We start from the raw sequence: 23,403 nt of genomic DNA, 5'->3' as shown, positions 1-23,403 counted from the left end.
CGGGGGAACCTCACATGTGCCGCATCCACGGCTGCTTCGGCGGCGAGCCCGTCGCCCGCGAGATCCTGCACGCGGTCGCCCGCGCCCAGCGCCACGGCGGCCCCGACGCGACCACCCTGCACTCCGGCGACGGCTGGGCGCTCGGCAACAACCGTCTCGCCGTCCAGGGTGTCGCCGACGGCCGACAGCCCTACGAACTCGGCGACCTCACCTGCGTCTTCAACGGCGAGATCTACAACCACCGGGAACTGCGCACCGAACTCGCCGCCCTGGGCTACGCGTTCCGCGGAGACTGCGACGGCGACGTACTCCTGCCGCTGTACGAACGGCACGGCGACGCCTTCGTACGGCGGCTGGAGGGCATGTTCGCCGTGGCCGTCGTGGACCGCCGGGCCGAACCCTGCCTCAAGCTCTTCACCGACCACGCCGGGATGAAGTCCCTCTACTACCACCTGTCCGCCGACGGCCGCCGGCTCAGCTTCGCCTCCGAACTCGGGGCCCTGTCCCGTTTCCCCGACTTCCCCGGCACGGTCGACCCGCTGACCGTCGACCGCTACTTCGGCGGCAGGGCCGTCTGGGGCCCGGACACCGTGTACACAGGCGTCCGCACCCTGCCGCCGGGCGGCGTCCTGCGCTTCGACGGCACCCGGCCGGAGGTGACACAGTGGCAGCCGGAGCCGCCGGAACCCGCCGAGTGCGACGGTTCGGCCGCCGAGCTCCTCGACGCGACCCTGCGCCACGAACTCGGCCGGATGGTCCGGGCCGACGTGCCCGTCTGCGTCATCACCAGCGGCGGACTCGACTCCAGCTATCTCACCGCGCTGGCCGCCGACGCCGTACCCGAGACGCACTCCTTCACCATCGCCTACCGAGGTGACTGGCCCGGCGACGAACGGCACTTCGCCCGCGAGGTCGCCGCGCACTGCGGCACCCGCCACCACGAGGTCGAACTCGACCCGGCGGACTTCCCCGACCTGGTCGACCGGTTCGTCCGCCACCTCGACCAGCCCAACAACGCCCCGCACGGCCTGAGCACCTTCGCCCTGTTCGAGGCGGTGCACGACGCGGGATTCAAGGTCGCCCTCACCGGCGACGGAGCCGACGAACTGTTCTGCGGCTACGCCCGCTTCGTGAAGGCGGCCCGCGACGACGGTGCCAACTGGCAGCGCACGTACCAGGACACGATGGCCGCGGCCGGCACCGCCACCCTCGCCCGCCTCTTCACCCCCGACTACCTGCGCCGAATCCGTGCCGGGGGCGGCCACTTCGCGGACCGCAACGGCGACGCCCTCGACCGCCGGGTGCGCACCGGCCCGCACGGCAAACTGGAGACGCTGCTCCGCCACGACCAGGAGCGGCGCTTCCCCTCCTACATCCTGCGGCGCGTCGACCATCTCAGCATGGCCCACGCCGTCGAGGCGCGGATCCCGTTCCTCCAGCCGTCCGTGACACGGCTCGCGCACGCCCTGCCGGCCGCGCACAAGGTCGTCGGCGAGACCGTCAAGGCGCCGGTCGCCGAGGCCGCCCGCCGCTGGATCCCCCGCAGCGTCGTCGACCGGCCCAAACAGCCCTTCACCCTGCCCGTCACGGCGATGATCAAGCCCGGCGAGGCGCTGTACGACCTCGTGGGCGACACCCTGCTCGGCCCCCGCACCCGCTGTGCGGCCTACGTCCGCCGCGACACCGTGCGCGAACTGTTCCGGATGCAGACCGAGCGGCCCGACGCGCACACGGCCGGGGTCCTGTGGTCGCTGCTCGTCCTCGAAACCTGGTTCGCCACCAGAAACCTCCACCCCTGACCCGAAGGAGCACCTCAGATGCCGCACACCCCGACGACCACCCTCGCCGTCGAGTCACTCCTCGGCAGGGCGACGAAGGCCGACATCCGCCGCGACCCGTTCCCGCACGTCGTCCTGCGCGACCCGCTGAGCCCCGCCCTCTACGAGGCCCTCGCCACGACCATGCCGACCGCCGAGTACATCGGCACCCGCATCGGCAAGCCGATCACCTCGAACGAGCGCTACAACTACATGTCCGAGCACATCCTGCGCGACGACGACATGCCGCAGGTGTGGAAGGACTTCGTGACGTACCACGCCTCGCCCGCGTTCTACCGGGAGTTCCTCGACCTGTTCCGCGACGACCTGATCGCCGCACTGCCCGACACCGAGAACCGGTGCGGCCCGCTGCGCTCGCTGCGCGTCGGCCGCCGCAACCACGACACGTTCGACACCCACGACATCCTCATGGACTGCACCGCCGTCATCAACTCGGCGGTCACCGGACGCCCCTCCTCCTACCGCGGCCCGCACGTCGACAAGCCGTACAAGCTCTTCGGCGGCCTCTTCTACATGAAGCGGCCCGACGACGACGCCACCGGCGGTCACCTGGAGCTCTACAAGTACCGTGACGGCGCGCACCGGTTCACCACGAGCCCGTCCGAGTACGGCGACAACCGCTTCGACATCGACCCGAAGTACGTCGAAGAGGTCGGCACCATCACCTACGACAGCAATGTCCTGGTGATGTACCCGATCAACCCGCTCGCCCTGCACGGGGTCTCGGTGCGCAGCGTCACCCCGCACGAGCGCCGCTTCGTCGCCCTCGTAGGCGACCTCCAGCACCCGCTCTTCGACCTGGCGCTCTGAGGAGACCCGTTGATTCCCTTCGACCGGCGCACCGGCGAGATCTGGCTCGACGGCAGGCACGTCCCCTGGGCGCAGGCCCGCCTGCACGTGCTCAGCCACGGACTCCACTACGCCAGCAGCGTGTTCGAGGGAGTGCGCGTGTACGGCGGCGCCCCGTTCCTGCTGCGCGAGCACGTCGCGCGGCTGCGCGCCTCGGCACGGCTGCTCGACTTCGACCTGGAGCACGACGACGACGCCCTGCACGCGGCGACCCTCGACGTCGTCGCCCGTGCGGGCATCCGCGACGGATACGTCAGGATGAACGCCTGGCGCGGCTCGGAGGTCATCCAGACCGCGGCACTGCACACCTCCGTGCACACATCGGTCGCCGCGTGGGAGATCCCGGCCGGCTACTACGCGGCGGCCGACGCCCTGGACCAGGGCATCGCCCTGCGGACCGCCGAGTACCGCAGGCCCTCCCCGCAGTTCGCGCCGGTCAAGAGCAAGGCCGCCGGGAACTACATGATCGGCACGGTCAGCAAGAACCAGGCGCTGCGCGCCGGCTACGACGACGCGCTGCTGCTGGACGACGCCGGACTGATCGCCGAGGCCACCGGCGCGCACCTCTTCTTCACCCGCGCGGGCGTCCTGCACACCCCGACCACCCGGTGCACGATCGACGGCATCACCCGCGCCCAGATCCTGGAGCTGGCGCGCCGCGCCAACATCCCCTGCACCGTGGAGGACCTGAGCCCCGACTTCGTACGGGAGGCGGACGGCGCCTTCGTCTGCGGCACGGCCTGCGAGGTGCTGCCCGTGTCACGGATCGACGACCACACCTACGAACCGCGGCGCAACGACCTGGTCCGACGGATGGTCACCGGCTACCGCGCCCTCACCACCTCGGGGGAGGCCGCCCGCGCATGGGGTCGCTGACGGCGCTGGAGAAACTCGTGCCGGTGGTGCTGGCCTTCGGCTGCGGAGCGCTGCTCGCGCGCCGCAAGGCCGTGTCCGCGGACAGCTCGCGGGCCTTCGCCGACTACGCGTTCCTCTTCGCGGTCCCCTGCTACCTCTTCGGCAACATCTACGGCAGCGATCTGGGTGCCCTGTTCGACTGGCGGGCCATCCTCGCCTACGCGACCACGGCCGCTCTCGCGGTCCTCGCCGTCGCAGCCCTCGCGGGTCTGCGCGGTGTCCGCGACCCGCGGGGCGTGGCGCTGCGGATCATGGCCGGGGTGCAGGTGAACACCGCCTACTTCGCCGTACCGGTGTTCATCACGCTCTTCGGCGACGCGGCGCCCGTCTTCCCGGTCCTGCTGTTCCAGGTGTGCGTGCTGACCCTCGTCGTCGTCTCCGTCATGGAGCTCGGCGGGCCGGCGGGCGGCCGGGCCGCGGCGCCGGGAGGGCGGACGCTGCTGCGGGCCGTCGGGGCCTCCCTCGCCACACCCGTCGTCCTCGCCTGCAACGCCGGGATCCTGCTCAACCTGCTCTCGGTGCACGTCCCGAAGGCGGCGCTGGACGCCTTCTCGTTCGTCGGCGACAGCGCCTCCCCGGTGGCGCTGTTCGCCCTCGGACTGCACCTGGGCGGCAGCGGCCTCAGCATCCGGGGCACCACCCGGGAGGAGATCGCGCTGGTCGGCTTCAAGTGCGTCGTCTTCCCCCTGATGGCATGGGCGGTCTGCGGCGCCGTCTTCGGGGTCGGCGGCGACTGGCTGCGCTACCTGGTGCTGATCGCCGCGATGCCCGCCCCGCAGAACCTGTTCCTCTTCGCCCAGCGCTACGACATCGGCGTCGACATGTCGGCCGCCCTCGTGATCAAGAGCTCGGTCGCGGCCCTGTTCCTGCTCCCGCTGTGGATGCAGTGGGCGGTCCACGTCGGCTGAGCGGTCCTCCATCCCTCGTACGGAAGGCAGCATCATGACCGTGTCCACGACAGCGGGCGCGCCCGCCACCCGCATCGACGTGCGCCGGGCCGCCGGCCACATCGGCGCCGAGATCTCGGGGATCGATCTGCGCGACGACCTGGACGAGGCGACGGTCGCCGAGATCCGGCGGGCCGTGCTCACCCACCGCGTCGTCTTCTTCCGCGGCCCCGACATCGGGCACGCCCGGCACGTCGCCTTCGGACGGCTCTTCGGCGAACTGACGCGACGGCCCGGGAAGAAGCACGGCGTCGCTCCCGAAGGCTTCCCGGAGATCCTCACCGTGGACCCGAAGGCGGACACCGAGCGCTACGGCAGCGACTTCGAGGAGCACTACCGCCGCAAGTGGGTCTCCCCGCTGGCCGGCTGGCACAGCGACCTCACCCAGGCCGTCAATCCGCCCGCAGCCTCCATCCTGCGCGCCGAGCGGACACCCCGGTTCGGCGGTGACACCCAGTGGACCAACACGGTGGCGGCATACGAGGGTCTGTCCCGGCCGCTGCGGGACCTCGTCGACTCGCTCCAGGCGGAACACGCCTTCTTCACCGGCGTGCACCTGCGCCACTCCGACGCGCGCGACCGCGAGATCCTCAAGCTGTACTGCGACGACCCGCAGGTCGCCGTCCATCCCGTCGTCCGCGTCCACCCCGAGACGGGGGAGCGGGCGCTGTTCGTGAGCCCCGGTTCCACCACGCGCGTCGTCGGCTTCTCCGAACTGGAGAGCCGCCGCCTGCTCGACCTGCTCTTCGAGCACCTGACCAGCGCCGAGTACACGGTCCGCTTCCGCTGGGAGCCCGGCAGCATCGCCTTCTGGGACAACCGCACCACCTGCCACCTCGCGCCCACCGACTTCGCGCAGCTGGACGCGGACCGTGTGATGCACCGCGTCACGCTGCTCGGCGAACCCGCGGTGGGCCCGGACGGCTTCACCTCCCGGTCGGTGGCGGGCGAACCCCTGCGGGCCTGGTAGCCCGCAGGGGTTCCGACGGCGCCGCGGCGCGCGGGCAGGACGTTCACCAAGGCCCGGCGGCGTGCGGAGGGTCCACGCGGAGCCCGACGGGCGTGGAGGGCGTACGCGGAGCGCCGGTCAGGCTCCCCGCGCGTAGGAGGCGTTGCGCGCCGTGTCGACCACCTTCCGGCCGTCGCCCGCGGAGAGCAGCCCCGCCGACACCCACGCGTCCACCCTCTCCCGAACCCGCCGCACCAGCGCGCCCTTTGTGCCGAAGGGCGCCGCCGCCCAGATCTCGTCGAGCAGGCTGGTGCCGTCCTCCCCGGCCGGGTTGGCGACGCCGGAGTCGGTGCCGCCGAACACCACCGAGGGTTCGACGCGCCTGAAGTAGACGTGCGTCGGGTCCTCGGTCCCCTCGGAGAACGGGGCGAACTCCGTGCCGTCCAGCGTGTAGTGCAGCGGTCTCCCGGTGACGGGGGTGAGCGTGGGCAGCAGGTCGCCGGAGAGGGCCGCGTCGCGGTAGAGCCCGAACGGCAGCAGGCCGGTGGCGGTGTTGCGGGCGACCAGGTTGACGGGGCCGTGGAAGAGGGCCTGGAGGGACGGGTCGTCCAAGGCCTTCTCCACCCGCAACCGGAACGGGACGACGACACGGACGGTGTCGCCCGGCCGCCAGGTCCGGGACACGCCGAAGTAGCTGCCGGGCACGGGAGTCCCGTCGACCGCACGGCCGTTGACGGTCACCCGGAACCCGTCGCCCGCCCAGACCGGCACCCGCAGCCGCATCTCGAACGCCGCGCGGCCGCCGCCGACGACGAGCGTGGAGCCCCGCTCTCTCGGATAGCCGGTGGTCTGGGTGACGGTGACGCCCTTCTCGGCCCAGGTCAGCGTGGTCGGACTGTACAGATTCACGTAGAGCGCGCTGCCGTCCGCCTCCGTGAAGTACACCGAGTCCTGGTACTTGGTGGCGCTCTCCATGCCGGTGCCCTCGCAGCAGGTGGTGCCCTGCTTGGGGGTGTAGTCCCGCACGTGGCCCGGCTCCAGACCGATGAAGTAGGTGACCAGCGGCCGTTCCGCGTCCCCCTCGTCCTGCTTCGAACCGAGCACCTGGTTGTACAGGGCCCGTTCGTAGTGATCCATGTACTTCGCGTCCCGCGTGTGGAAGAAGAGCATCCGACTGAGCTTGAGCATGTTGTACGCGCAGCAGGTCTCGGCGGTCGTGGCGCCGAGCGTGCCCGCGATCACCCCGTGGGCCTTCCAGAACTCGCCGGTGCTCGTGCCGCCGATCGCGTACGTCCGGCCCGGGACGACCATGTCCCAGAAGTTCGTCGCGGCGTCCAGGTAGCGCCGCTCGCCCGTCGCGTCGTACAGCCGCAGCAGCCCGGTGAAGATCGGGATGTGCTGGTTGGCGTGCAGTCCGTCGAGGACGTCGTCGCCGGCCGCGCACGCGTCGATGAGCCTGTCGAGGTCGAACAGCCGGGCCAGCGCGAGGTGTTCGGCTTTGCCGGTGAGGGCATGCAGGTCGCAGACCGCCTCGACGATGCCGCCGAACTCGCCGCTGGAGAAGATGCCCCACATCCGCTGGAGGGTGGCGCGGGGCAGCCGCGACAGCCGGGAGTACATCCAGTCGCACATCCCGGAGGCGAGGTCGAGGGCCCGTTCGTCGCCGGTGTGCAGATGGGCGTCGAGCAGTCCGCGCAGAATCTTGTGGGCGGTGTAGTACGGCGCCCACACCTTGGTGTAGTCGCCGCTCGTCATCGACTCCAGCAGGATGAACTGCGTCTCGGGGTACGCCGCGAGGAACCCGGGATGGCTCGGCCCGCCCCAGGTGCGGCGCAGGGTGGCGTCCAGCCCGCGGCCGGAGTCGTCCGCGAAGGTGGAACCGGCGGTCTCGTCGAAGGCGTACGCGGCCAGGTCGCCGCGGCCCGCGGAGGTGTCAGCGGCCCGGCTGCCCCGCAGCGCCGCGATCTCGTCGGCACCCAGTGCCCGCGACCATATGTTGAACTCGTCGAAGGCGCCGGCGAACACCGGGTCGGAGGAGAAGTTCGAGCGGCCCAGCCAGTTGTTCCGCAGAGTGCCGAGGGCGGCCGGCGTGAGGGTCATCGCCGGGTTGCGGGCGACGGCGGTGCCGTCGACGTAGAGGGTGCCGGTGCCGTCCGCGATCGTGACCGCGAGATGGCTCCACTCGTCCAGGGGCAGCGCGGCCGTCCCGTCGAGGCCCTGTTCCCCGCCGGGGCCCGCGGTGGTGACGGCGAACCGGGGGACGCCGTCCGCGTTGCGGGCGGTGAGGTAGAGGTAGCGGGTGGTGTCGTCACCGAAGTCGAAGACGCGGCCCCAGGTGGCGTCGTGGGCCGGCCTCACCCAGGCCGACAGGGTGATCGCGTAGGCCCCGCCGAGCACTCCGGCCGGCAGGTCGACGTACTGGTGGGAGCCCCGGACGTGTTCGGCGGCGGTGCCGAACCTGCCCGCGACGCCGAGGACGCGCGGCTCGTGCCGCAGGGCCTCGCGCACCTCGGTGAGCGCGGTGACCATGGAGCCGATCTTCTCGGCGTGGGCGCGGTCGCCGGTCCCGGCGTACGCCTGGGCGAGCATGGTCAGGAAGTGCCCGGTGTAGTGGCCGCGGAGGTTGCCGTTCGCCTCGCCGTCCAGGCCCTCCCAGCCACCGGGCGCGACCGCCCCGCGAGTGGAGAGCCCGGCGTTCGCGCGGAACACCTGGAGCAGTCGGTCGACGTCGTAGCCGCGGGCGTGATCGAGCATGAGGGCGCGTTTGGCGGCGAACACGCCCTCTCCGAGCGCGACTTCGCTCAGCGCGAAGGGCCGGACGGCCCAGGAGGGCGGGGTGGGGAGCACGGCGGAGGCCGCCGGACCGGAGCCGGCGTACGCGACTGAGGGGGCCGCGGTGGCGAGCAGCGCGGACCGCAGCAGTGAGCGTCGGGACAGGGGCGGTGTCATGGCGGGCGTTCCTCGTCTCGATGGGGCCGGCTGCCGGGTGCAGGACGGTCGACGGTTTTGTTCGAAATACCGTGCATCGTGCGAAGAGTCGACCAGAAGATAGATTTCCGGCAAGGACACGTCAACGCTTTCGACGGGTTTCGACACTGGCCGCCACGATCCGCGCCGACGTCGGGGCGCGGACCCCTGAGCGCCATGAGGCGAGAGGGCGGAGGGCGGTGAGGCACCGGCCCCGGAAAGCCGCGAGGTGCGGACGCGGGATGCGGTGGGGCGCGGGCCCGGGTGCGTCGCGGAGCCGTGGGTACCCGGTGCCGTGAGGCGTGGACTCCACTACGCCGTGCGACGAGCGGGGCAAGGCACCGGGAGGCAAACGTGGCGGGCCGTCGGGCCGGGGCGCGGGCCGCCGGGAGGCGCGGGACCTGCGGGGCTCACCCCGACCCCGGGGGACACGGCGGGGCTGCCCACCGGTCCGGGGGCTGCGGGCCCGCCCCGTGCCGGGGCACCGGCCCCGCGGCGCGGTCCCGCCTCCGTGACCGGGCGCGACCGGCGGAGGGCTCCTAGATTAGGAGAAGGCGGGTCACTAGGACCGGTGGGAATCACGTGACGTCACCTGAGATCGACTACGCGGCGCTTTTCGCGGCCACGCCGAGTCCCTATCTCGTACTGGGACCCGACTTGGTGATCGTCGACGTGAACGGGGCCTACCTGGAGGCGACCGACCGCACCCGGGAGAACCTGCTCGGCCAATACATCTTCGACGCCTTCCCCGACAACCCGTCCGACCCGGACGCGGACGGTGTGCGCAATCTGGGCGCCTCCCTGCACCGGGTCCTGGAATCCGGCAAGCCGGACACCATGGCGCTGCAGAAGTACGACATCCCGGTCATCCTCCGGCCCGGCCAGTTCGAGGAACGCTGGTGGTCCCCGATCAACACCCCGGTCCTGAGTCCGGACGGCAAGGTGGCCTGGATCATCCACCGGGTGGAGGACGTCACCGCCTTCGTCCAGGAACGCCGCTCACACGACCGGCAACGGGGCGGGGACGCGGACAGACGCGGAGAGGAGGGCGTGGGCACGCCCGGCGAGGAGATCGAGGCGGAGCTGTACGCCCGCGCCCGGGAGCTCCAGCACCTCAACGAGGAACTGCGCCAGGCCCACGCCCGCGAACGCCAGGTGGCCGTCACCCTCCAGGAGGCCATGCTGCACTCGCCGGACCTCGACCGGCACACCGACATCGCCGTGCGCTACCTGCCCGCCGTGGGCTCCCTGAACGTGTGCGGCGACTGGTACGACGTGGTGGACCTGCCCGGCGGACGCTTCTCCGTCTCGGTCGGCGACGTGGTCGGCCACGGCCTGGAGGCGGCGACCGTCATGGGCATGCTCCGCAGCGCCCTGAGCGCCGCCACCCGTACCGTGGACGGTCCCGCGAAGGCCCTGGAGGTGCTGGGCCTGTACGCGCGCTCGGTCGAGGGCGCGCTGGTCACCACCTCGGTGTCGGTGCTCATCGACACCCGCAGGCGGCGGATCCTGTACAGCAGCGCCGGTCACCCGCCGCCCGTCCTGCTGCACACCGACGGCACCTTCCAATTGCTGGACCGCGCCACCGACCCACCGCTGGGGGCCCGCCCCGCACACGTGGCCCGCCCCCAGGTCGGCCTCCTGTACGACCCGGGCGACACCCTGGTCCTGTACACCGACGGGCTCATCGAGCGCCGCGGCGAGGACATCGACGTGGGCCTCGCCCGGCTGACCGACTCCCTCGCGGCCTGCAGCCGACTGGGCCCCGAGCGTCTCGCCGACGCGCTGCTCAGCCGCCTCGGCGTCATCGGCGGCGCCCGCGACGACATCGCGCTGGTCGTCGTACGGCTCTGACACCGCGGCCCGGTCCCGCGCGGCCGGGGCGGCCCGGCCGGGAACGGCACCCGGGCCCACCGACGGCCTCTGTTAGGCTCCCCTGGCCTCCCGCGGGGGAAGTCCGGTGAGAATCCGGCGCTGACCCGCAACGGTGTGCGCGCGGACCGGACGGTCCGCCGCGCGAGCCCGATCGCCCGAGGGTGGCGCGACCCGTTGACTGCTCGCCGTGGACTGCGAGAGGGGACCGCGCGGCGGCGTGTGCCGTCCGGGCCGACTCCTGCTCGGTGCCCGGCGGCCCGAGGCGAAGGACCGCCGACCGTGCGCCGACACCGCGGACGAACATCCGTCCCGCCGACGGTCGGTGTCCTGGGACTCCTGCTGCTCGTGTCGCTCGTGGGCGGGGTGGGACTCGGAGCCGCCGGCATCGGCTGGGCCGAGGTCTTCCGGTTCCTCTGGGCCGGCGCCACCGGCGGAACCGTGCGCGCCGAGGACGCCGCCCCCTACACCATCGTCTGGGAGATCCGGCTGCCGCGCGTCCTGCTCGGCGCCGTCGTCGGGGCGGGACTCGCCACCGTGGGCGTGGCCGTGCAGGCCATGGTCCGCAACGCGCTCGCCGACCCGTTCGTGCTGGGCATCTCCTCGGGCGCGGCGGTGGGCGCCAACGCCGTCATCCTGCTCGGCGCCTTCGCCGGACTGGGCGTCTGGGCGCCGTCCGCGTCCGCCCTCGGCTCGGCGCTCGCCGCCATGGCACTCGTGTACGCCGTGGCACGCTCCCCGCACGGCCTCACCCCGCTGCGGCTCGTCCTCACCGGGACGGCACTGGCGTACGGCTTCGAGGCCGTCACCACCGTCATGGTGTTCGGCGCCGCCCGGGGCGAAGCGGCACGGTCCGCCATGATGTGGCTGCTGGGCAGTCTCGGTGGCGCGACCTGGGCCCGGATACCGCTCGCCGCCGTCACCGTCACGGCCGGTTGGGCCTGGCTGCGGCTGCGCGCCGAGGCGCTCGACGCGCTCGCTATGGGCGACGAGACCTGCGCCGCGCTCGGCGTGCAGCCCGGGCGGCTGCGGAGGGAGCTGTTCCTCGTCACGGCGGCCGTCACGGGCACCGTGGTCGCCGTCAACACCGCAGGATCTTCGTCCTCGACCACGCCGACCTCGTCGAGAGCCCGCGCAACCCGTCGGCCGTGGAGCGCCTCGGGGCCCGTCTGCGGTCCGTGGCCGGGCAGGACGCGGAGAATCGGGCAGACGGAGAAGGGAACTGAAGCACCGTGCACGTACTGATTCTCGGTGGGACGACCGAGGCCCGCCGCCTGGCCGAGATCCTGGAGGACCGGGCTCCGCGGTTGCGGGTGACCACCTCCCTGGCCGGGCGGGTGACCGCGCCCCGGCTGCCACCGGGCGAGGTGCGCGTGGGCGGTTTCGGCGGGGCCGGGGGACTGGCCGCGTGGCTGCGCGCGCACCGGGTGGACGCGCTCGTCGACGCCACCCACCCCTTCGCCCGGACGATCAGCGCCCATGCGGCCGAGGCCGCGGCCGGCACCGGCGTTCCGTTGCTCGCGGTGCGCCGGCCCGGCTGGGTCCCCGAAGCGGGCGACGACTGGCACGAGGCGGGATCGCTCGCCGAGGCGGCGGGGCTGCTGCCCGCGCTGGGGCGGCGGGTGTTCCTCACCACGGGCCGGACGGGGCTGGCCGCCTTCGCCCACCTCGACACGATCCGGTTCCTGGTCCGCTCGGTGGACGCGCCGGAGGCCCCGCATCCCCGGCACATGGAAGTCGTCCTGGACCGCGGCCCGTTCACGCTCGACGGGGAGCGCGCGCTGCTGCGCCGGCACCGGATCGACGTCCTGGTCACCAAGGACAGCGGTGGCGCGGCCACGGCCGCGAAGCTGCGCGCGGCACGCGAGGCGGGCCTGCCGGTGGTCGTCGTACGGCGCCCGCCGCTGCCGGAGGGCGTCCGCTGCGCCGCGGACCCGGACGAGGCCGCCCACTGGCTCCTCACGCACGGACGCTGACCGGGCCGGACTCCTCACGCACGGACGCTGGCCGGCCCGGGCTCCTCGCGCGCGGGTGCCGACTCGGGCCGAGGGGCTTCTTGTGCCAGGGCCCCGACCTGCGCCCAGGGAGCTCCTCGCGCGCGTGCGCCGACCGAAGGGGTACGGCGCCGGGTGAAGCCGATCGGCCCGCCGTGTCGGCTGCGGCGCGGCGGGCCCCGCGGCCCGCTACTCCTCCTCGCTCGCGATCGCGTTGAGGGCGGCGGCCGCGATGGCGCTGCCGCCGCGACGTCCCCGGACGACCAGGTGCTCCAGGGCGGAGGGGTGCGCGGCGAGCGCGTCCTTCGACTCGGCGGCGCCGACGAAGCCCACCGGCACGCCGATGACGGCGGCCGGACGGGGCGCACCCTCCTCGATCATCTCCAGCAGCCGGAACAGCGCGGTGGGCGCGTTGCCGACCGCGACGACGGCACCCTCCAGCCGGTCCCGCCACAGCTCCAGCGCCGCGGCGCTGCGCGTGGTGCCCAGTTTCGCGGCCAGGTCCGGCACAGCAGGGTCGGACAGGGTGCAGATCACGTCATTGCCGGCGGGCAGCCGCTTACGGGTCACACCGCTGGCGACCATGGACACGTCGCAGAGAACGGGCGCGCCCGAGCGCAGGGCCTCACGGGCGCGCGCCACCACACCGGCCGAGTACGCGATGTCACCGACGAGGTCGACCATCCCGCAGGCGTGGATCATCCGCACCGCGACCTGGGAGACGTCGGCGGGCAGTCCCGCGAGGTCCGCCTCGGCGCGGATGGTGGCAAAGGACTCGCGGTAGATCGCCGCGCCGTCCTTCTCGTACTCGAACACCGTGCTCCTCCTGGTCGTGCGGACACGGCGGCGAGCATACGCACCCGGCTCCGGGCACCGGACGGACGCCCCGGCTCTCCCGCCGGGGCCGGTCACAGGCCCTAGAGCCAGTCGCGCCGCTTGAAGATGACGTACAGGCTCACGCACACCACGCCCATCAGGCCGATCGCGAACGGGTACCCGAAACCCCAGTGCAGTTCCGGCATGCTCTGGAAGTTCATGCCGTAGATCGTGCCCACGAGGGTCGGCGCGAAGAGGATGGCCGCCCAGGCCGAGATCTTCTTGATCTCCTCGTTCTGCTCGAAACCCGCCTCCGCCAGCGCGCGCATCTCGGCGTTCTGCTGCTGTGTCACCAGGGTGGCGTTGACGGTGAGGATGTCGGTGAGGGCCTGGCGGAAGCCGTCGACCCGCTCGCTGGTGTGGGTGACGTGGTCGGCGACGTCACGGAGGTAGCGCTGGAGCTCCTCGTCGGTGCCGTACTTGGCGAAGCCCGCCATCAGGCCGTGCAGCATGCCGACCAGCGGGCGGGTGGCGCGCTGGAACTCCACCATTTCCCTGGAGAGTTCGTAGATGCGGCGGGAGACCTCCGGGTCGCCGCGGAAGACCTCGGTCTCGATCTCGTCGATGTCGTTCTGGACGCCGGCGACGACCGGCACGTACCCGTCGACGACGGAGTCGAGGATCGCGTACAGCACGGCCTCCGGGCCGAGTTTCAGCAGCTCCGGGGTGTCCTCCATGCGGCGCCGCACCGCGGAGAGGTCCGGCGCCGCCTCGTGCCGGACCGTGATCACGAAGTCGGGCCCCACGAACACGTGCAGCTCGCCGAAGTCGACCTCCTCGGGCGCGTCCAGATACCGAGCCGCGCGCAGCACGACGAAGAGGGTCTCGCCGTAACGCTCCAGCTTCGGACGCTGATGGGCCTCCATCGCGTCCTCGACGGCCAGCGGATGCAGGTCGAACTCCGCCGCCAGTGAAAGGAGTTCCGACTCGGTGGGACGGGCCAGGCCGATCCACGCCATCCCGGCCGGCTGCTCGCGCAGCTCACGGAAGGTGTCGGCCAGCGACGCGGGCGTCGAGACGCGGACGCCGTCGCGGTACAGCGCCGCCTGCACGACGCTGCCCATGTCGGCGGGCTCCGGCGTCGGCGGTTCGGACCGGGGCGCGGAGGACGACGGAGGCGGAGCGGTGGGCGGGGTCAGGGCGCGCCGCCAGGCGGACATCCGGGTGTCCTTGCCGCCCCGGGCGTCCGCGGCCTCGCCCGCGTCGCGGCCGTTCTTCGAGGTCGGGCGGGCGCGTCGGTCGGACATCGCGGCTGCCTCCTCCGTCGAACGCGCGTCTGTGTGATCACGGAGCAGGATATACGGGGCAAACGGCCTGGGGTGCCCGCTCTCTCGGGGATCCGGTGAGAATCGAGGACAGAGGCTGTCCGCAAGTGGGACTAGCGTGCGGAGCATGACGAAGACGACCACGACGGCCCCCGTGCTCGGCACCCGCGCGCTCAACCGCGCGACCCTCGACCGCCAGCTGCTGCTGCGCCGGTCCCCGCTGTCCGCGAAGGCCGCCGTCGAGCACCTGCTCGGTCTCCAGGCGCAGAACGTGAGGCCGCCGTACTACGCGCTCGCCGCCCGCCTCGACGGATTCGCACCGCAGGCGCTGTCCCGGCTCATGGCCGACCGGGAGGTCGTCCGCATCGTCACCCTGCGCTCCACCATCCACACGCACACCGCCGACGACGCCCTCACCCTGCGCCCCCTCGTGCAGGCCGCCCGCGACCGCGAGCTCGTCACCTTCCGCAAGGGGCTGACCGGCGTCGACCTGGACCGGCTCGCCGCGGTCGCCCGTGAACTGGTGGAGGCGGAGCCGCGCACCATGAAGCAGCTGCGCGAGGCACTGCTGACCGACTGGCCGGACGCCGATCCCTTCGCGCTGTCGGTCGCCGCCCGCTGCCGGCTGCCGCTCGTGCAGGTCACCCCGCGCGGCCTGTGGGGGCAGAGCGGGCAGGTCGCGCTCACCACCGCCGAACACTGGCTGGGCCGCCCCGCCCAACCGGCACCGGCTCCCGACGAGACCGTCCTGCGCTATCTCCGCGCCTTCGGCCCCGCCTCCGTCAAGGACATGCAGACCTGGGCCGGCCTGACCCGCCTGCGCGAGGTCTTCGAACGGCTCCGGCCCCGGCTGCTCGCCTTCCGCGACGAACACGGCGTCGAACTCTTCGACCTCCCCGACGCGCCCCGCCCCGACGCCGACACCCCCGCCCCGCCGCGGTTCCTGCCCGAGTTCGACAATCTGCTGCTGTCCCACGCCGACCGCACCCGGGTGGTGCCCGCCGACCTCAAGGGGCGCTCCTGGCAGGGCAACCAGGCGTACTGCACCCTGCTCGTCGACGGCTTCCTGGCAGGGGTGTGGAAGCTGACGGAGGACGCCCTCGTCATCGAGCCGTTCGGCACCCTGACGAAGGCGCAGCGCGCCGAGGTGACCGAGGAGGGGCAGCGGATGCTCGGCGTCCTGCACGAGGGGGAGCCGGCGAAGACGTACGACATCCGGTTCGGGACCGTCGTACGAGCCTGAGGTCCCCCGGCCCGCCCGGGAGTCAGTCCGCCCGGCCCGTCACCGCCACCGTCACGCCGAGCCCGATCATCGTGAAGCCGCCCGCGCCGCCGATGAGGGAGAGACGGCGGTCGGAACGGGCGAACCAGGCGCGGGCCGCCGACGCGGTCAGGCCCCACAGCGTGTCCGTGACCAGACCGATCGAGATGGGGACCAGGCCGAGCAGCAGCATCTGCAACGGCACGTGCCCCGCCGTGTGGTCGACGAACTGGGGGAGCACCGCGGCGAAGAAGACGATGCCCTTGGGGTTGGTGACCCCCACGAGCGCGCCGTCCAGCAGGGTGCGGAGGTCGCCTCGGGGCGGAGCCACGGCGTCCGTCCGGATCGTGGAGGCCTTCATCTCCTTGCGGTGCCGGAACGCCTGCACGCCCAGGAACACGAGATAGGCCGCGCCGGCCAGCTTCACGGCGAGGTACACCGTCACCGAACGCTCCACCAGCGAGCCGATGCCGAAGGCGACGGCCACGACCAGCAGGTACGAGCCGACCACGTTGCCGAGCGCCGTCGCCACCGCGGTGCGCCGGCCGTGCGCGAGCGCCCGCCCGATGACGAACAGCACGCTGGGCCCGGGAATCACGATCACCAGCAGCGACATCGCGGCGAAGGCCAGGAAACGGTCCGTGGACACCATGCCCATCACCCCCAACGGGCCCCATTCAAACAGTCGGCGCTCGGCGAGGCCTACAGTCCGGGGCATGGAACTGCGGCAGCTCAGCTATTTCGTGACGGTCGCCGAAGAACTGCACTTCGGGCGGGCGGCGGAGCGGCTGCACATCGTGCAGTCCGCCGTGAGTCAGCAGATCCGGCGCCTGGAGCGGGAGCTCGGCGCCGAACTCTTCGACCGCTCGCCGCGGCACGTGCGGCTCACCGGCGCGGGGGAGCGGCTGCTTCCGGAGGCCCGTGCGGTGCTCGCCGCGGCCGACCGGGCCCGCGCGGCCGTCGCCCCGCGCCACGGCCTGCGGATCGGGACGAGCACCGGCCTCGGTGAGCATCTGGACCGGGTACTGGCCGCGTTCGCGCGGCTCGCCCCCGGAGCGCCGGTCGAACTGGTCTCCGTGCCGGCGCCGGAGCGGCTCGCGCAGGTCACGGACGGGCGTCTGGACGCGGCGTTCGTCCGGTCCCCGGAGCCCGCGCCCGGCCTGCGCATCGTGCCCCTGTGGCCCGACCCGCTGGTCGCCGCCGTCCCGGCCACGCATCCGCTCGCCGCGCGGGACACGCTGGACCTCGGCGAACTGGCCGCGCTGCCGCTCAGCATCACCGAGCGCCGCCACAACCCCGCGCTCGTCGACCTGGTGATCGGCGCCTGTCACGAAGCGGGATTCGAACCGCCGGCGGGGCCGGTGAGCGGCTCGCTGCAGGACACCCTCGCCACGATCGGCAGCCGTCCGCTGTGGACCGTCGTGTACGCCTCGCACGCACGCGTCCTTCAGGCGCCGCGGGTCGCCTTCGTGCCGTTCCGGGCGCCGGGCCTCGTGCTGACCACGGGGCTCGCGGTGCGTGCCGCGGCACCCCCGCCGCACTGGGACGCGCTGCTCGCGGCCTGCGGCGATCACGGGAACTGATCGCTGCGCTCGCGGTCTGCTCCTTGGTCGGCCGCGCCCCGCGCGATGGACTGTTCCCGTCCGCACGAAGCGGCACGAGCCGCCGTACGCAAGGGAGTTCAGCCATGCCCATCGTCACCGTCCAGCAGGGTCCGCGCGATGCCGAGCTCAAGCGGGACCTCGTCAAGCGTGTCACCGACGCCTTCGTCGATGCGTACAGGATCCCGGCCGAGTCGGTGCAGGTGTGGATCCACGAGGTGCCGGCGGACAGTTGGGGTACCGCGGGGAAGCTGACCGCCGACAAGTAGAGGGGTTGGACAGGGGGCGCTGCGGACCGCTCGTGGAGGCTCGCAGCGCCCCCTGGCTCTCACCTGAGGAGTACCTCAGGAATTCATGGCCGGCCCGATGGCCGGGGCGGGCGCCGGCTGGGAGTTGACCTGTGCGGTCACCAGGCCGGAGAACGTCGTCAGACGGGTGTAGACGCCCGGGTAGCCGGCCTCCGCGCATCCCTCGCCCCACGAGGTGATGCCCGCCAGGACGCCGCCGATGAGCAGCGGGCCGCCGCTGTCGCCCTGGCAGGTGTCGACACCGCCCGAGGTGTACCCGGCGCAGACCATGTCGGACGCCACGAAGTCCGAGCCGTACGAGCTCGCGCAGCCGGAGTCGGACACGATCGGGACGGTCGCCGTGCGCAGCTGGTTGGAGGAGGTGCCGTTCTCGGAGGTGGTGCCCCAGCCGACGACGCGGGCGGTGGCGCCGGTCGCGTACACGCCGGTGTCAGAGGAGGAGACGTACTTCGCGGTGGCGTACGGCATCGACGTGGACAGGGTCAGTACGGCCACGTCGTCGCCGTTGGAGGCGTCCGTGTAGTCGGGGTTGATCCAGATCTTGCTGACCTTGCTGACGGTGCCGTTCGTGCCGTTCAGATAGGTTCTGCCGCCGACGACGCGGACACTGCCCGTGGTCTCGCCGACCATGCAGTGGGCGGCCGTGACGACCTTGTCGGCGGCGACCAGGGTGCCCCCGCAGAACTGGTTCTGGGAGGCGTCCGTGATCTGCATCATGAACGGGTACGCGGTCGTCGTGGTCGTCGTGCCGCCGACGATCGGCTGCGGGAGGGCCACGGCGGAGGGGGCGCCGAGCAGGGCGGTCGTGGCGGCGGCAGCGGTCGCCGCACAGACGGCGGCTGTCTTCTTGGCGCGGTTGAACCCGAACATGGGTCTCCTCGGAGGTTTGCCGGTGGGGGGACGCGCGGGTGGGGGGTGGTGCACGACGCCCCTGGCTGGGGAGCCGTGTGCCCGAGCGAGCGGCACGTGGATCACGCTAGAAGCGGTTGCCGCCGCTGCCCAATGAGGGAACCCCCTAGGGGGATTGGGGGAGGGAAAACCCTTGGGTGGGCGGGGTGGGGTTTGGTGTGCTGTGCCGCCCGTTTGGTCCCGTGACGGGGCCCGGCCGCCGTTCGGCCGTTCGGCCGAACGCTCCGCCGGCCCGCGCCGTTGCGCCGAACGGGGCGTCCGCGCTGCTCCGTTCGGATGCAAGGGGCGCTCCCGGTACGCCCGTTCGGCCGAACGGACCGGCTCCTCGCGCCCGCTCGGCCGAACGGGTCGTGCGCGCGGGCCGGATCCGTTCCCCGGTGTCCCGCGAGCGGGGTGTTCGCCGTGCCGGCGCCCGGCGAGCGAGATGCTCGTCGAGCGGGGGCCGCCCAGAGGGGGTTGTCCGTCGTGCCGGGTGTGCGTGGAGCGGGGTTGTCCGTCGTGCCGGGTGTGCGTGGAGCGGGGTTGTCCGTCGTGCCGGGTGTGCGTGGAGCGGGCTGTCCGCCGTGCCGGGCCCTCGCTCGGCCGGGTTCCCGGGGGCGCCGCGGTTCCGGTCGGCCGGTGTTCTCCGGCCGGGTGCGCCGGCCGGGCGTCCGGGTCCCGTTCGGCCGGGCGGCGCCTCAGCCCGGTCTGCGCTCCGCCGCCAGACGCACGATGTCCACCCGGGAACGGATCCCCAGCTTGCGGTACACCCGGGTGAGGGTCGCCTCGACCGTCTTGACGCTGATGAAGAGCCGCGCGGCGATCTCGCGGTTGGTGGCGCCCTCCATGACGAGCGCGGCGACCTGCCGCTCGGTCGCCGCGAGGGTGTCCAGGGCCGCGGGCGCGAGTGGCGGAGCGGGAGCGTCCGCGGCGGACGCCGCCTCGACCTGACGGAGCCAGGGGAGGGCCCGGCAACGACGGAAGAGCCGGGCCGCCTCGTCGTACGAGGTGGGGCCGGGGACAGCGGTTGCTCCTGCCCGTGCGAAGCCGAGGGCGTGGGGGAAGGCGCGCAGGGCGGCGAGTGCGTACGCGGCGCGGGCCTCCTCCAGGCCGTAGCCCAGTTTGGCGAGACGGTCCTGCGCGGAGGCCAACTGTCGTTCGGCGGGCCCTTGTTCGCCACGAGCGGCGCGGACGAGGGCCTCGGCGCGGTCCAGGACCGCCAGCACGCTCTCGCGTTCCAGCCGCAGCGCCCGCTCGCGGGTCACGTCGATGACGTCCTGCGCCTCCACGACCTCCCCGACGCGCACGAGCGCCTCGGCGAGGTCGCCGTGCCAGCGTCCGCGCGCGGGATCGACGACGCCGAGATTGCCCTCCAACTCCCTTACCCGGCGCAGGGACTGCACGGCCCCGGCCGCGTCACCGGCGACCAGCCTGGCGTGCCCGAGGGCACCGAGGGCGCGCGAGAGGTAGACCAGGTCGCCGTCCTCCTCGGCGCGGTCCACGGCCTCCCGGGCGAGCGCGAGCGCCCGGTCCACGTCGCCGCCGGCCGCCTCGGCGAGCGAGGTGAACATGGCGGTGGCCGCCTCCCCGATCCCGGTGTCACGGGCGAGCCGCAGACTTTCCCTGGCCAGGTCCAGCGCCCGGCCGCAGTGCCCGGCGCGCAGTTCGGTCTCCGCGAGCCCGCGCAGGAAGTGCACCTCGCTCTCGACCATCCCGCGGCGCTGCGCCTCGCGCAGCAGCGCGGTGATCGTCGTACGGGCCTCGGCAAGCCGGTCGCCCATGATCAGCCAGCGGAAACGGGCGGCACCCGCGCCGTTGTGGTCGCAGGCCACGCGCGGGTCCTGCGGCTCGCGCATCGCCCGCTGGATGGTTCCAGGGGCGCCGGGGTGGCCCATCAGGGTCTCCATCTGCGCCTGGAAACCCAGGGCCAGGAGCTCGGTGCGCCGGTCACCGGCGCGCGCCGCGAGCCGTGCCGCAATCGCCGCCTCCTCGCGCCCTTTGGCCATCTCGCCCTCCACGAGCAGGGCCCGCCAGGCCAGTTGGTAGCGGACCAGGGCGAGCAGCCCGGGGTCCTCGCCCGCGTCCGCGAGCGCCTGCGGGAAGACCGCGTCGACCTCCGCCATGGCCTGCCCGGCCGCGTCGATGACGACGATCCAGGCCCGTACCCGGTCCGTGGGCCCGGTGGCGTGGGACAGCACCTGACGCGCGATGTCCCGCGCGAGGTCCGTCTCACCGGCGGTCAGCGCGTCCTCCGCGGCCTGGAGGCGGCGCTGGTCGGGGCCGGGCACGGCGTCGGGCGGGGTGTGCCGGGCGGCCAGCAGTCCGAGGCCCGCGGCGACGGAGGGCGCGCCCCGGTCCCGGGCGGCGGCCGCGGCGTCACCGAGCCGGGCGGCGACGCCCGGGTCCGTCCCGGTGGTCGCCAGGGCGAGGTGCCGGGCGCGTTCGATGGGGTCGGAGGCTGCCGTGGACAGGGCGGCGTGCGCGGCCCGCCGCTCCTGGGCGCTCGCCTCCGCGTACAGGGCGGCGGACACCAGGGGGTGCGCGAACCGGATGCCCGGTGTCTCGCGTTCCGTGGCGAGCAGTCCGAGCTCCGCCGCCGACGCGGTGTCGGCCTCGGCGTTCACGCGTCCCGCCGCGTGCAGCAGCGCCAGGGTCGGCCGGGCGCCCGCGCTCGCCACGAGCAGGGTGCGACGGGCCTCCGCGGACAGCATGTCCAGCCGGCTGAGGACGAGCGCCCGCAGGGACGTCGGCACGGGCAGCGGCTCGCCCGGACTCGGCGGGGTGCGGGACTCGGCGAGGGCGCGGCCCAGTTCGAGCGCGAAGAGGGGATTGCCGCCGCTGGTGCGGTGGATGTCCCGCACGGTCGAGCGGGACAGACCGGTGTGGCCGCGCCGGTCGAGGAGCCGGGCCACGTGGGCGCGGGTGAGCGGGTTGATCCGCAGGGCGAGGGTGTCCGGGGGAGACGCGCGTAGATAGCGGTCCGTCTGCAGTGCCTGCGACTCGGTCTCGGTGCGTACGGCGCACAGCATCCGTACGGGCACACCGCCGAGGCGGCGGGCGGCGAAGCCGAGCAGTTCGGCACTGGCCGGATCGAGCCACTGGAGGTCGTCGGCGACGATCAGTACGGGGCCCCGGGCGGCCAGGGCGCGGAGCACGGACAGCACGGCGAGCCGCAGCGCCAGACCGTCGCGCTGGAGGGTGGACTCGCCGCGGCCGGTGAGGGCGGACTCCAGGGCCGTGCGCTGCGGGGCGGGGAGCCCGTCCGAGACCTCGTCGACGACCAGACCGAAGAGGTCGGCGAGCGCGAGGAACGGGAGATGGGATTCGGACTCGGTGGCGGAGCACCTCAACACGGTCCGTGCCGTTTCGGCGCATTCCGCGGCCAATGACCGCAGGACGGTCGACTTTCCTATTCCCGCGGGGCCGTGCACCAGCACACTGCCGCCGCCGGAGAGTTGCGCACGCGCCTCAGTGAAGAGCTCCTCCCGGCCGATGACCAGGTCGGGGCGGGGTCTGGCAGGTTCGTTGAAGTCCCCTCGCACGGTCACCGCTCCCCTCGTGTGTCGTGTCCGGGCCAATATTAGGCAACGACTCTTTGAATTTCGGACTGTCGACATGGTGAGGGAAATAACAAGCCTGCCGCATAAGTGATTTCAGTGCGACCCGGATTGAATGGACAACCCCAGAAGGGGAGCGCTCCCGCGCGCCGTCCGGGGCCTTCTCCGCCGCGCGGCCCCCCTTTTTGTCCGGTGCCGCCGAAGGCTCTCCCGGGCTCGGACGGCCCCCATTTGCGCCACGGGAGCGGTCCCACGCCGCAGGGTGGTCGCACCTGTCGCCCACGGGCGGACGCCTGCCCGCGCGCGGGCGGAAGAAACCCCGCCACGCGGCGAAGAGGCCCCCGCCCGCCTCGTACGGGAGACCCCGCAGGCGACCCCGCGCCACGGGAGTACCCCGTGGCCACCCCCGCGCTAAGGGAGCAACCCCGCCCGCCGCGCCGCGACCACGGCCTCCAGGCGGGTGTGCGCGCCCAGCTTCCGCATTGCCGCGCGCAGATACCCCTTCACCGTCTCCGGACGCAGCCCGAGGCGCTGGGCGGCGACCGCGTTGGTGGCCCCCGTCGCGACACAGGCGAGCACGTCCAGCTCGCGGGGCGCGAGACCCACCTCCCGCGCCGCGAGGCCCGCCTCCCGCTCCGCCGAGGACGGCGCCGCCGCGTCGGCCAGCCGCCCGCAGACGGCGAGGAGTTCGTCCCGCAGCGCCGGGTCGGCGATCCGCGGGGCCATCGCGCGCAGCGCCCCGTGGGCCTCCCGCACCTCTTCCCACGCACCGTCCGTCACCGACGGCTCCTGCTTGCGCGCGACGGCGAGCAGATCCCGCGCCTCGTCCCGTACGACCAGCGCCTGCTCCACGTCCCGGGCCGCCGCGACCGCCGCGCCGAGCGTGCGGTCGCCCAGGGGCTGCGCCGTCCGCAGGGCGCCGTACAGCACACCGCGGACCCGACGGCGTACGACGACGGGCACCGCGAGGACGGAGCACAGCCCCTCGGTGGCGACCGCCACGTCGTACTCGTGGCTGATCTGCCGCGAGGTCGAGTAGTCGGTCACCGCGCAGGGCCGGGCCAGGGCCACCGCCTTGCCGCCCAGACCGTTCCCCGAGGAGACGGCGAGCGCGCTGAGCGCGGCCGTCGCGGTGCCGCTGAGTTCGCTGATGCGCACGTGCCGGCGCCCGGGATCGACCAGGCCGCCGAAGGCGACCGGCAGCCCCGTCGCGCGGCGCAGCCGCACCAGCGCACCACGCATCTCCACTGCCTCGGCTGCGTCTGCTGCCACCTGTTCGCCCCCTCTTCGCGGCGCACCCCCCGTTCGGGGGTGGT

17 protein-coding genes and 1 pseudogene are annotated in these 23,403 nt (G+C 73.2%); 11 read left to right on the top strand and 7 right to left on the bottom strand.

Translation table 11 applies throughout. From position 1 onward, the window contains the following. Nucleotides 1-14 precede the first annotated feature (14 nt). From asnB to ABEB03_RS38740, 5 genes are read left to right on the top strand one after another with little or no spacing between them, the layout of a single operon-like run. Nucleotides 15-1,799: an asparagine synthase (glutamine-hydrolyzing) gene (asnB, locus tag ABEB03_RS38760; RefSeq protein WP_345657646.1), complete on the top strand. Its 1,785-nt coding sequence runs from the start codon at nt 15-17 to the stop codon at nt 1,797-1,799. An 18-nt stretch (nt 1,800-1,817) separates the two neighbouring features. Beyond that, nucleotides 1,818-2,648 (top strand): hypothetical protein, encoded by an 831-nt coding sequence (locus tag ABEB03_RS38755; RefSeq protein WP_345657644.1) that lies wholly within the window; start codon nt 1,818-1,820, stop codon nt 2,646-2,648. Between the two features lie 9 nt (nt 2,649-2,657). Further along, nucleotides 2,658-3,563, top strand: coding sequence for an aminotransferase class IV (locus ABEB03_RS38750; protein ID WP_345657643.1), 906 nt, complete (start codon nt 2,658-2,660; stop codon nt 3,561-3,563). Continuing rightward, nucleotides 3,551-4,510, top strand: coding sequence for an AEC family transporter (locus ABEB03_RS38745; protein ID WP_345657642.1), 960 nt, complete (start codon nt 3,551-3,553; stop codon nt 4,508-4,510). Before ABEB03_RS38750 ends, ABEB03_RS38745 begins: the two co-directional genes overlap by 13 nt. Nucleotides 4,511-4,550: 40 nt before the next feature. Beyond that, the gene (locus ABEB03_RS38740; RefSeq protein WP_345657641.1) at nt 4,551-5,519 is read left to right on the top strand and encodes a TauD/TfdA dioxygenase family protein; all 969 of its coding nucleotides are present in this window, start codon (nt 4,551-4,553) and stop codon (nt 5,517-5,519) included. A gap of 117 nt (nt 5,520-5,636) precedes the next feature. Here the strand turns inward: ABEB03_RS38740 and ABEB03_RS38735 are convergent, their stop codons facing one another. Further along, nucleotides 5,637-8,447, bottom strand: coding sequence for a beta-L-arabinofuranosidase domain-containing protein (locus tag ABEB03_RS38735; RefSeq protein ID WP_345657640.1), 2,811 nt, complete (start codon nt 8,445-8,447; stop codon nt 5,637-5,639). Nucleotides 8,448-9,047: 600 nt separating this feature from the next. On the opposite strand from ABEB03_RS38735, the gene ABEB03_RS38730 reads away from it, so the two are divergent. From ABEB03_RS38730 to ABEB03_RS38720, 3 genes and pseudogenes are all read left to right on the top strand, one after another. Beyond that, nucleotides 9,048-10,319 carry a PP2C family protein-serine/threonine phosphatase gene (locus tag ABEB03_RS38730; protein WP_345657639.1) on the top strand — a complete coding sequence of 424 codons (1,272 nt, stop codon included), beginning with the start codon at nt 9,048-9,050 and terminating at the stop codon, nt 10,317-10,319. 300 nt (nt 10,320-10,619) lie between these two features. Then, nucleotides 10,620-11,429 (top strand): annotated as a pseudogene (locus ABEB03_RS38725) (FecCD family ABC transporter permease); the annotation flags it as partial. Between the two features lie 140 nt (nt 11,430-11,569). Then, a complete protein-coding gene (locus tag ABEB03_RS38720) occupies nt 11,570-12,313 on the top strand; it encodes a cobalt-precorrin-6A reductase (protein WP_345657638.1) in 744 nt (247 codons plus the stop codon). A gap of 207 nt (nt 12,314-12,520) precedes the next feature. Here the strand turns inward: ABEB03_RS38720 and ABEB03_RS38715 are convergent, their stop codons facing one another. Together ABEB03_RS38715 and ABEB03_RS38710 are read right to left on the bottom strand one after the other, a co-directional pair. Continuing rightward, nucleotides 12,521-13,147 carry a precorrin-8X methylmutase gene (locus ABEB03_RS38715; RefSeq protein WP_345657637.1) on the bottom strand — a complete coding sequence of 209 codons (627 nt, stop codon included), beginning with the start codon at nt 13,145-13,147 and terminating at the stop codon, nt 12,521-12,523. A gap of 101 nt (nt 13,148-13,248) precedes the next feature. Beyond that, nucleotides 13,249-14,454, bottom strand: a complete 1,206-nt coding sequence (locus ABEB03_RS38710) for a magnesium and cobalt transport protein CorA (protein WP_345657636.1) — start codon at nt 14,452-14,454, stop codon at nt 13,249-13,251. 145 nt (nt 14,455-14,599) lie between these two features. On the opposite strand from ABEB03_RS38710, the gene ABEB03_RS38705 reads away from it, so the two are divergent. Continuing rightward, on the top strand, nt 14,600-15,715 hold the full coding sequence (locus ABEB03_RS38705) for a winged helix DNA-binding domain-containing protein (RefSeq protein ID WP_345657635.1): 1,116 nt from the start codon (nt 14,600-14,602) through the stop codon (nt 15,713-15,715). A gap of 22 nt (nt 15,716-15,737) precedes the next feature. Here ABEB03_RS38705 and ABEB03_RS38700 read toward each other — a convergent pair whose 3' ends face one another. Next, the gene (locus ABEB03_RS38700) at nt 15,738-16,385 is read right to left on the bottom strand and encodes a LysE family translocator (RefSeq protein ID WP_345657634.1); all 648 of its coding nucleotides are present in this window, start codon (nt 16,383-16,385) and stop codon (nt 15,738-15,740) included. 64 nt (nt 16,386-16,449) lie between these two features. Between ABEB03_RS38700 and ABEB03_RS38695 the strand changes: the two genes are divergently transcribed. Next, nucleotides 16,450-17,316 (top strand): LysR family transcriptional regulator, encoded by an 867-nt coding sequence (locus ABEB03_RS38695; RefSeq protein WP_345657633.1) that lies wholly within the window; start codon nt 16,450-16,452, stop codon nt 17,314-17,316. Nucleotides 17,317-17,420: 104 nt separating this feature from the next. Next, the gene (gene dmpI / locus ABEB03_RS38690; protein ID WP_095937376.1) at nt 17,421-17,603 is read left to right on the top strand and encodes a 4-oxalocrotonate tautomerase DmpI; all 183 of its coding nucleotides are present in this window, start codon (nt 17,421-17,423) and stop codon (nt 17,601-17,603) included. A gap of 75 nt (nt 17,604-17,678) precedes the next feature. On the opposite strand, the gene ABEB03_RS38685 is transcribed toward dmpI, so the two are convergent. The 3 genes from ABEB03_RS38685 to ABEB03_RS38675 all read right to left on the bottom strand — a co-directional run bounded on the left by ABEB03_RS38685 (nt 17,679) and on the right by ABEB03_RS38675 (nt 23,359). Then, on the bottom strand, nt 17,679-18,512 hold the full coding sequence (locus ABEB03_RS38685) for a S1 family peptidase (RefSeq protein WP_345657632.1): 834 nt from the start codon (nt 18,510-18,512) through the stop codon (nt 17,679-17,681). A gap of 716 nt (nt 18,513-19,228) precedes the next feature. After that, the gene (locus ABEB03_RS38680; RefSeq protein WP_425589360.1) at nt 19,229-22,078 is read right to left on the bottom strand and encodes an AAA family ATPase; all 2,850 of its coding nucleotides are present in this window, start codon (nt 22,076-22,078) and stop codon (nt 19,229-19,231) included. Nucleotides 22,079-22,498: 420 nt separating this feature from the next. Then, on the bottom strand, nt 22,499-23,359 hold the full coding sequence (locus tag ABEB03_RS38675) for a helix-turn-helix transcriptional regulator (protein WP_345657631.1): 861 nt from the start codon (nt 23,357-23,359) through the stop codon (nt 22,499-22,501). Nucleotides 23,360-23,403: the final 44 nt, after the last annotated feature.

The organism is Streptomyces siamensis (assembly GCF_039543605.1).
Classification (GTDB): domain Bacteria; phylum Actinomycetota; class Actinomycetes; order Streptomycetales; family Streptomycetaceae; genus Streptomyces; species Streptomyces siamensis.
Note: the sequence above shows the minus strand (reverse complement) of the source record. Positions and strands in the feature narration are given on the sequence as shown.

Bases quoted from the DNA above. Each gene is read 5' to 3' on its own strand.
- asnB (WP_345657646.1), top strand. From the start codon at position 15: ATGTGCCGCATCCACGGCTGCTTCGGCGGCGAGCCCGTCGCCCGCGAG.
- ABEB03_RS38755 (WP_345657644.1), top strand. From the start codon at position 1,818: ATGCCGCACACCCCGACGACCACCCTCGCCGTCGAGTCACTCCTCGGC.
- ABEB03_RS38745 (WP_345657642.1), top strand. From the start codon at position 3,551: ATGGGGTCGCTGACGGCGCTGGAGAAACTCGTGCCGGTGGTGCTGGCC.
- ABEB03_RS38735 (WP_345657640.1), bottom strand. From the start codon at position 8,447: ATGACACCGCCCCTGTCCCGACGCTCACTGCTGCGGTCCGCGCTGCTC.
- ABEB03_RS38710 (WP_345657636.1), bottom strand. From the start codon at position 14,454: ATGTCCGACCGACGCGCCCGCCCGACCTCGAAGAACGGCCGCGACGCG.
- ABEB03_RS38705 (WP_345657635.1), top strand. From the start codon at position 14,600: ATGACGAAGACGACCACGACGGCCCCCGTGCTCGGCACCCGCGCGCTC.
- ABEB03_RS38700 (WP_345657634.1), bottom strand. From the start codon at position 16,385: ATGGTGTCCACGGACCGTTTCCTGGCCTTCGCCGCGATGTCGCTGCTG.
- ABEB03_RS38695 (WP_345657633.1), top strand. From the start codon at position 16,450: ATGGAACTGCGGCAGCTCAGCTATTTCGTGACGGTCGCCGAAGAACTG.
- dmpI (WP_095937376.1), top strand. From the start codon at position 17,421: ATGCCCATCGTCACCGTCCAGCAGGGTCCGCGCGATGCCGAGCTCAAG.
- ABEB03_RS38685 (WP_345657632.1), bottom strand. From the start codon at position 18,512: ATGTTCGGGTTCAACCGCGCCAAGAAGACAGCCGCCGTCTGTGCGGCG.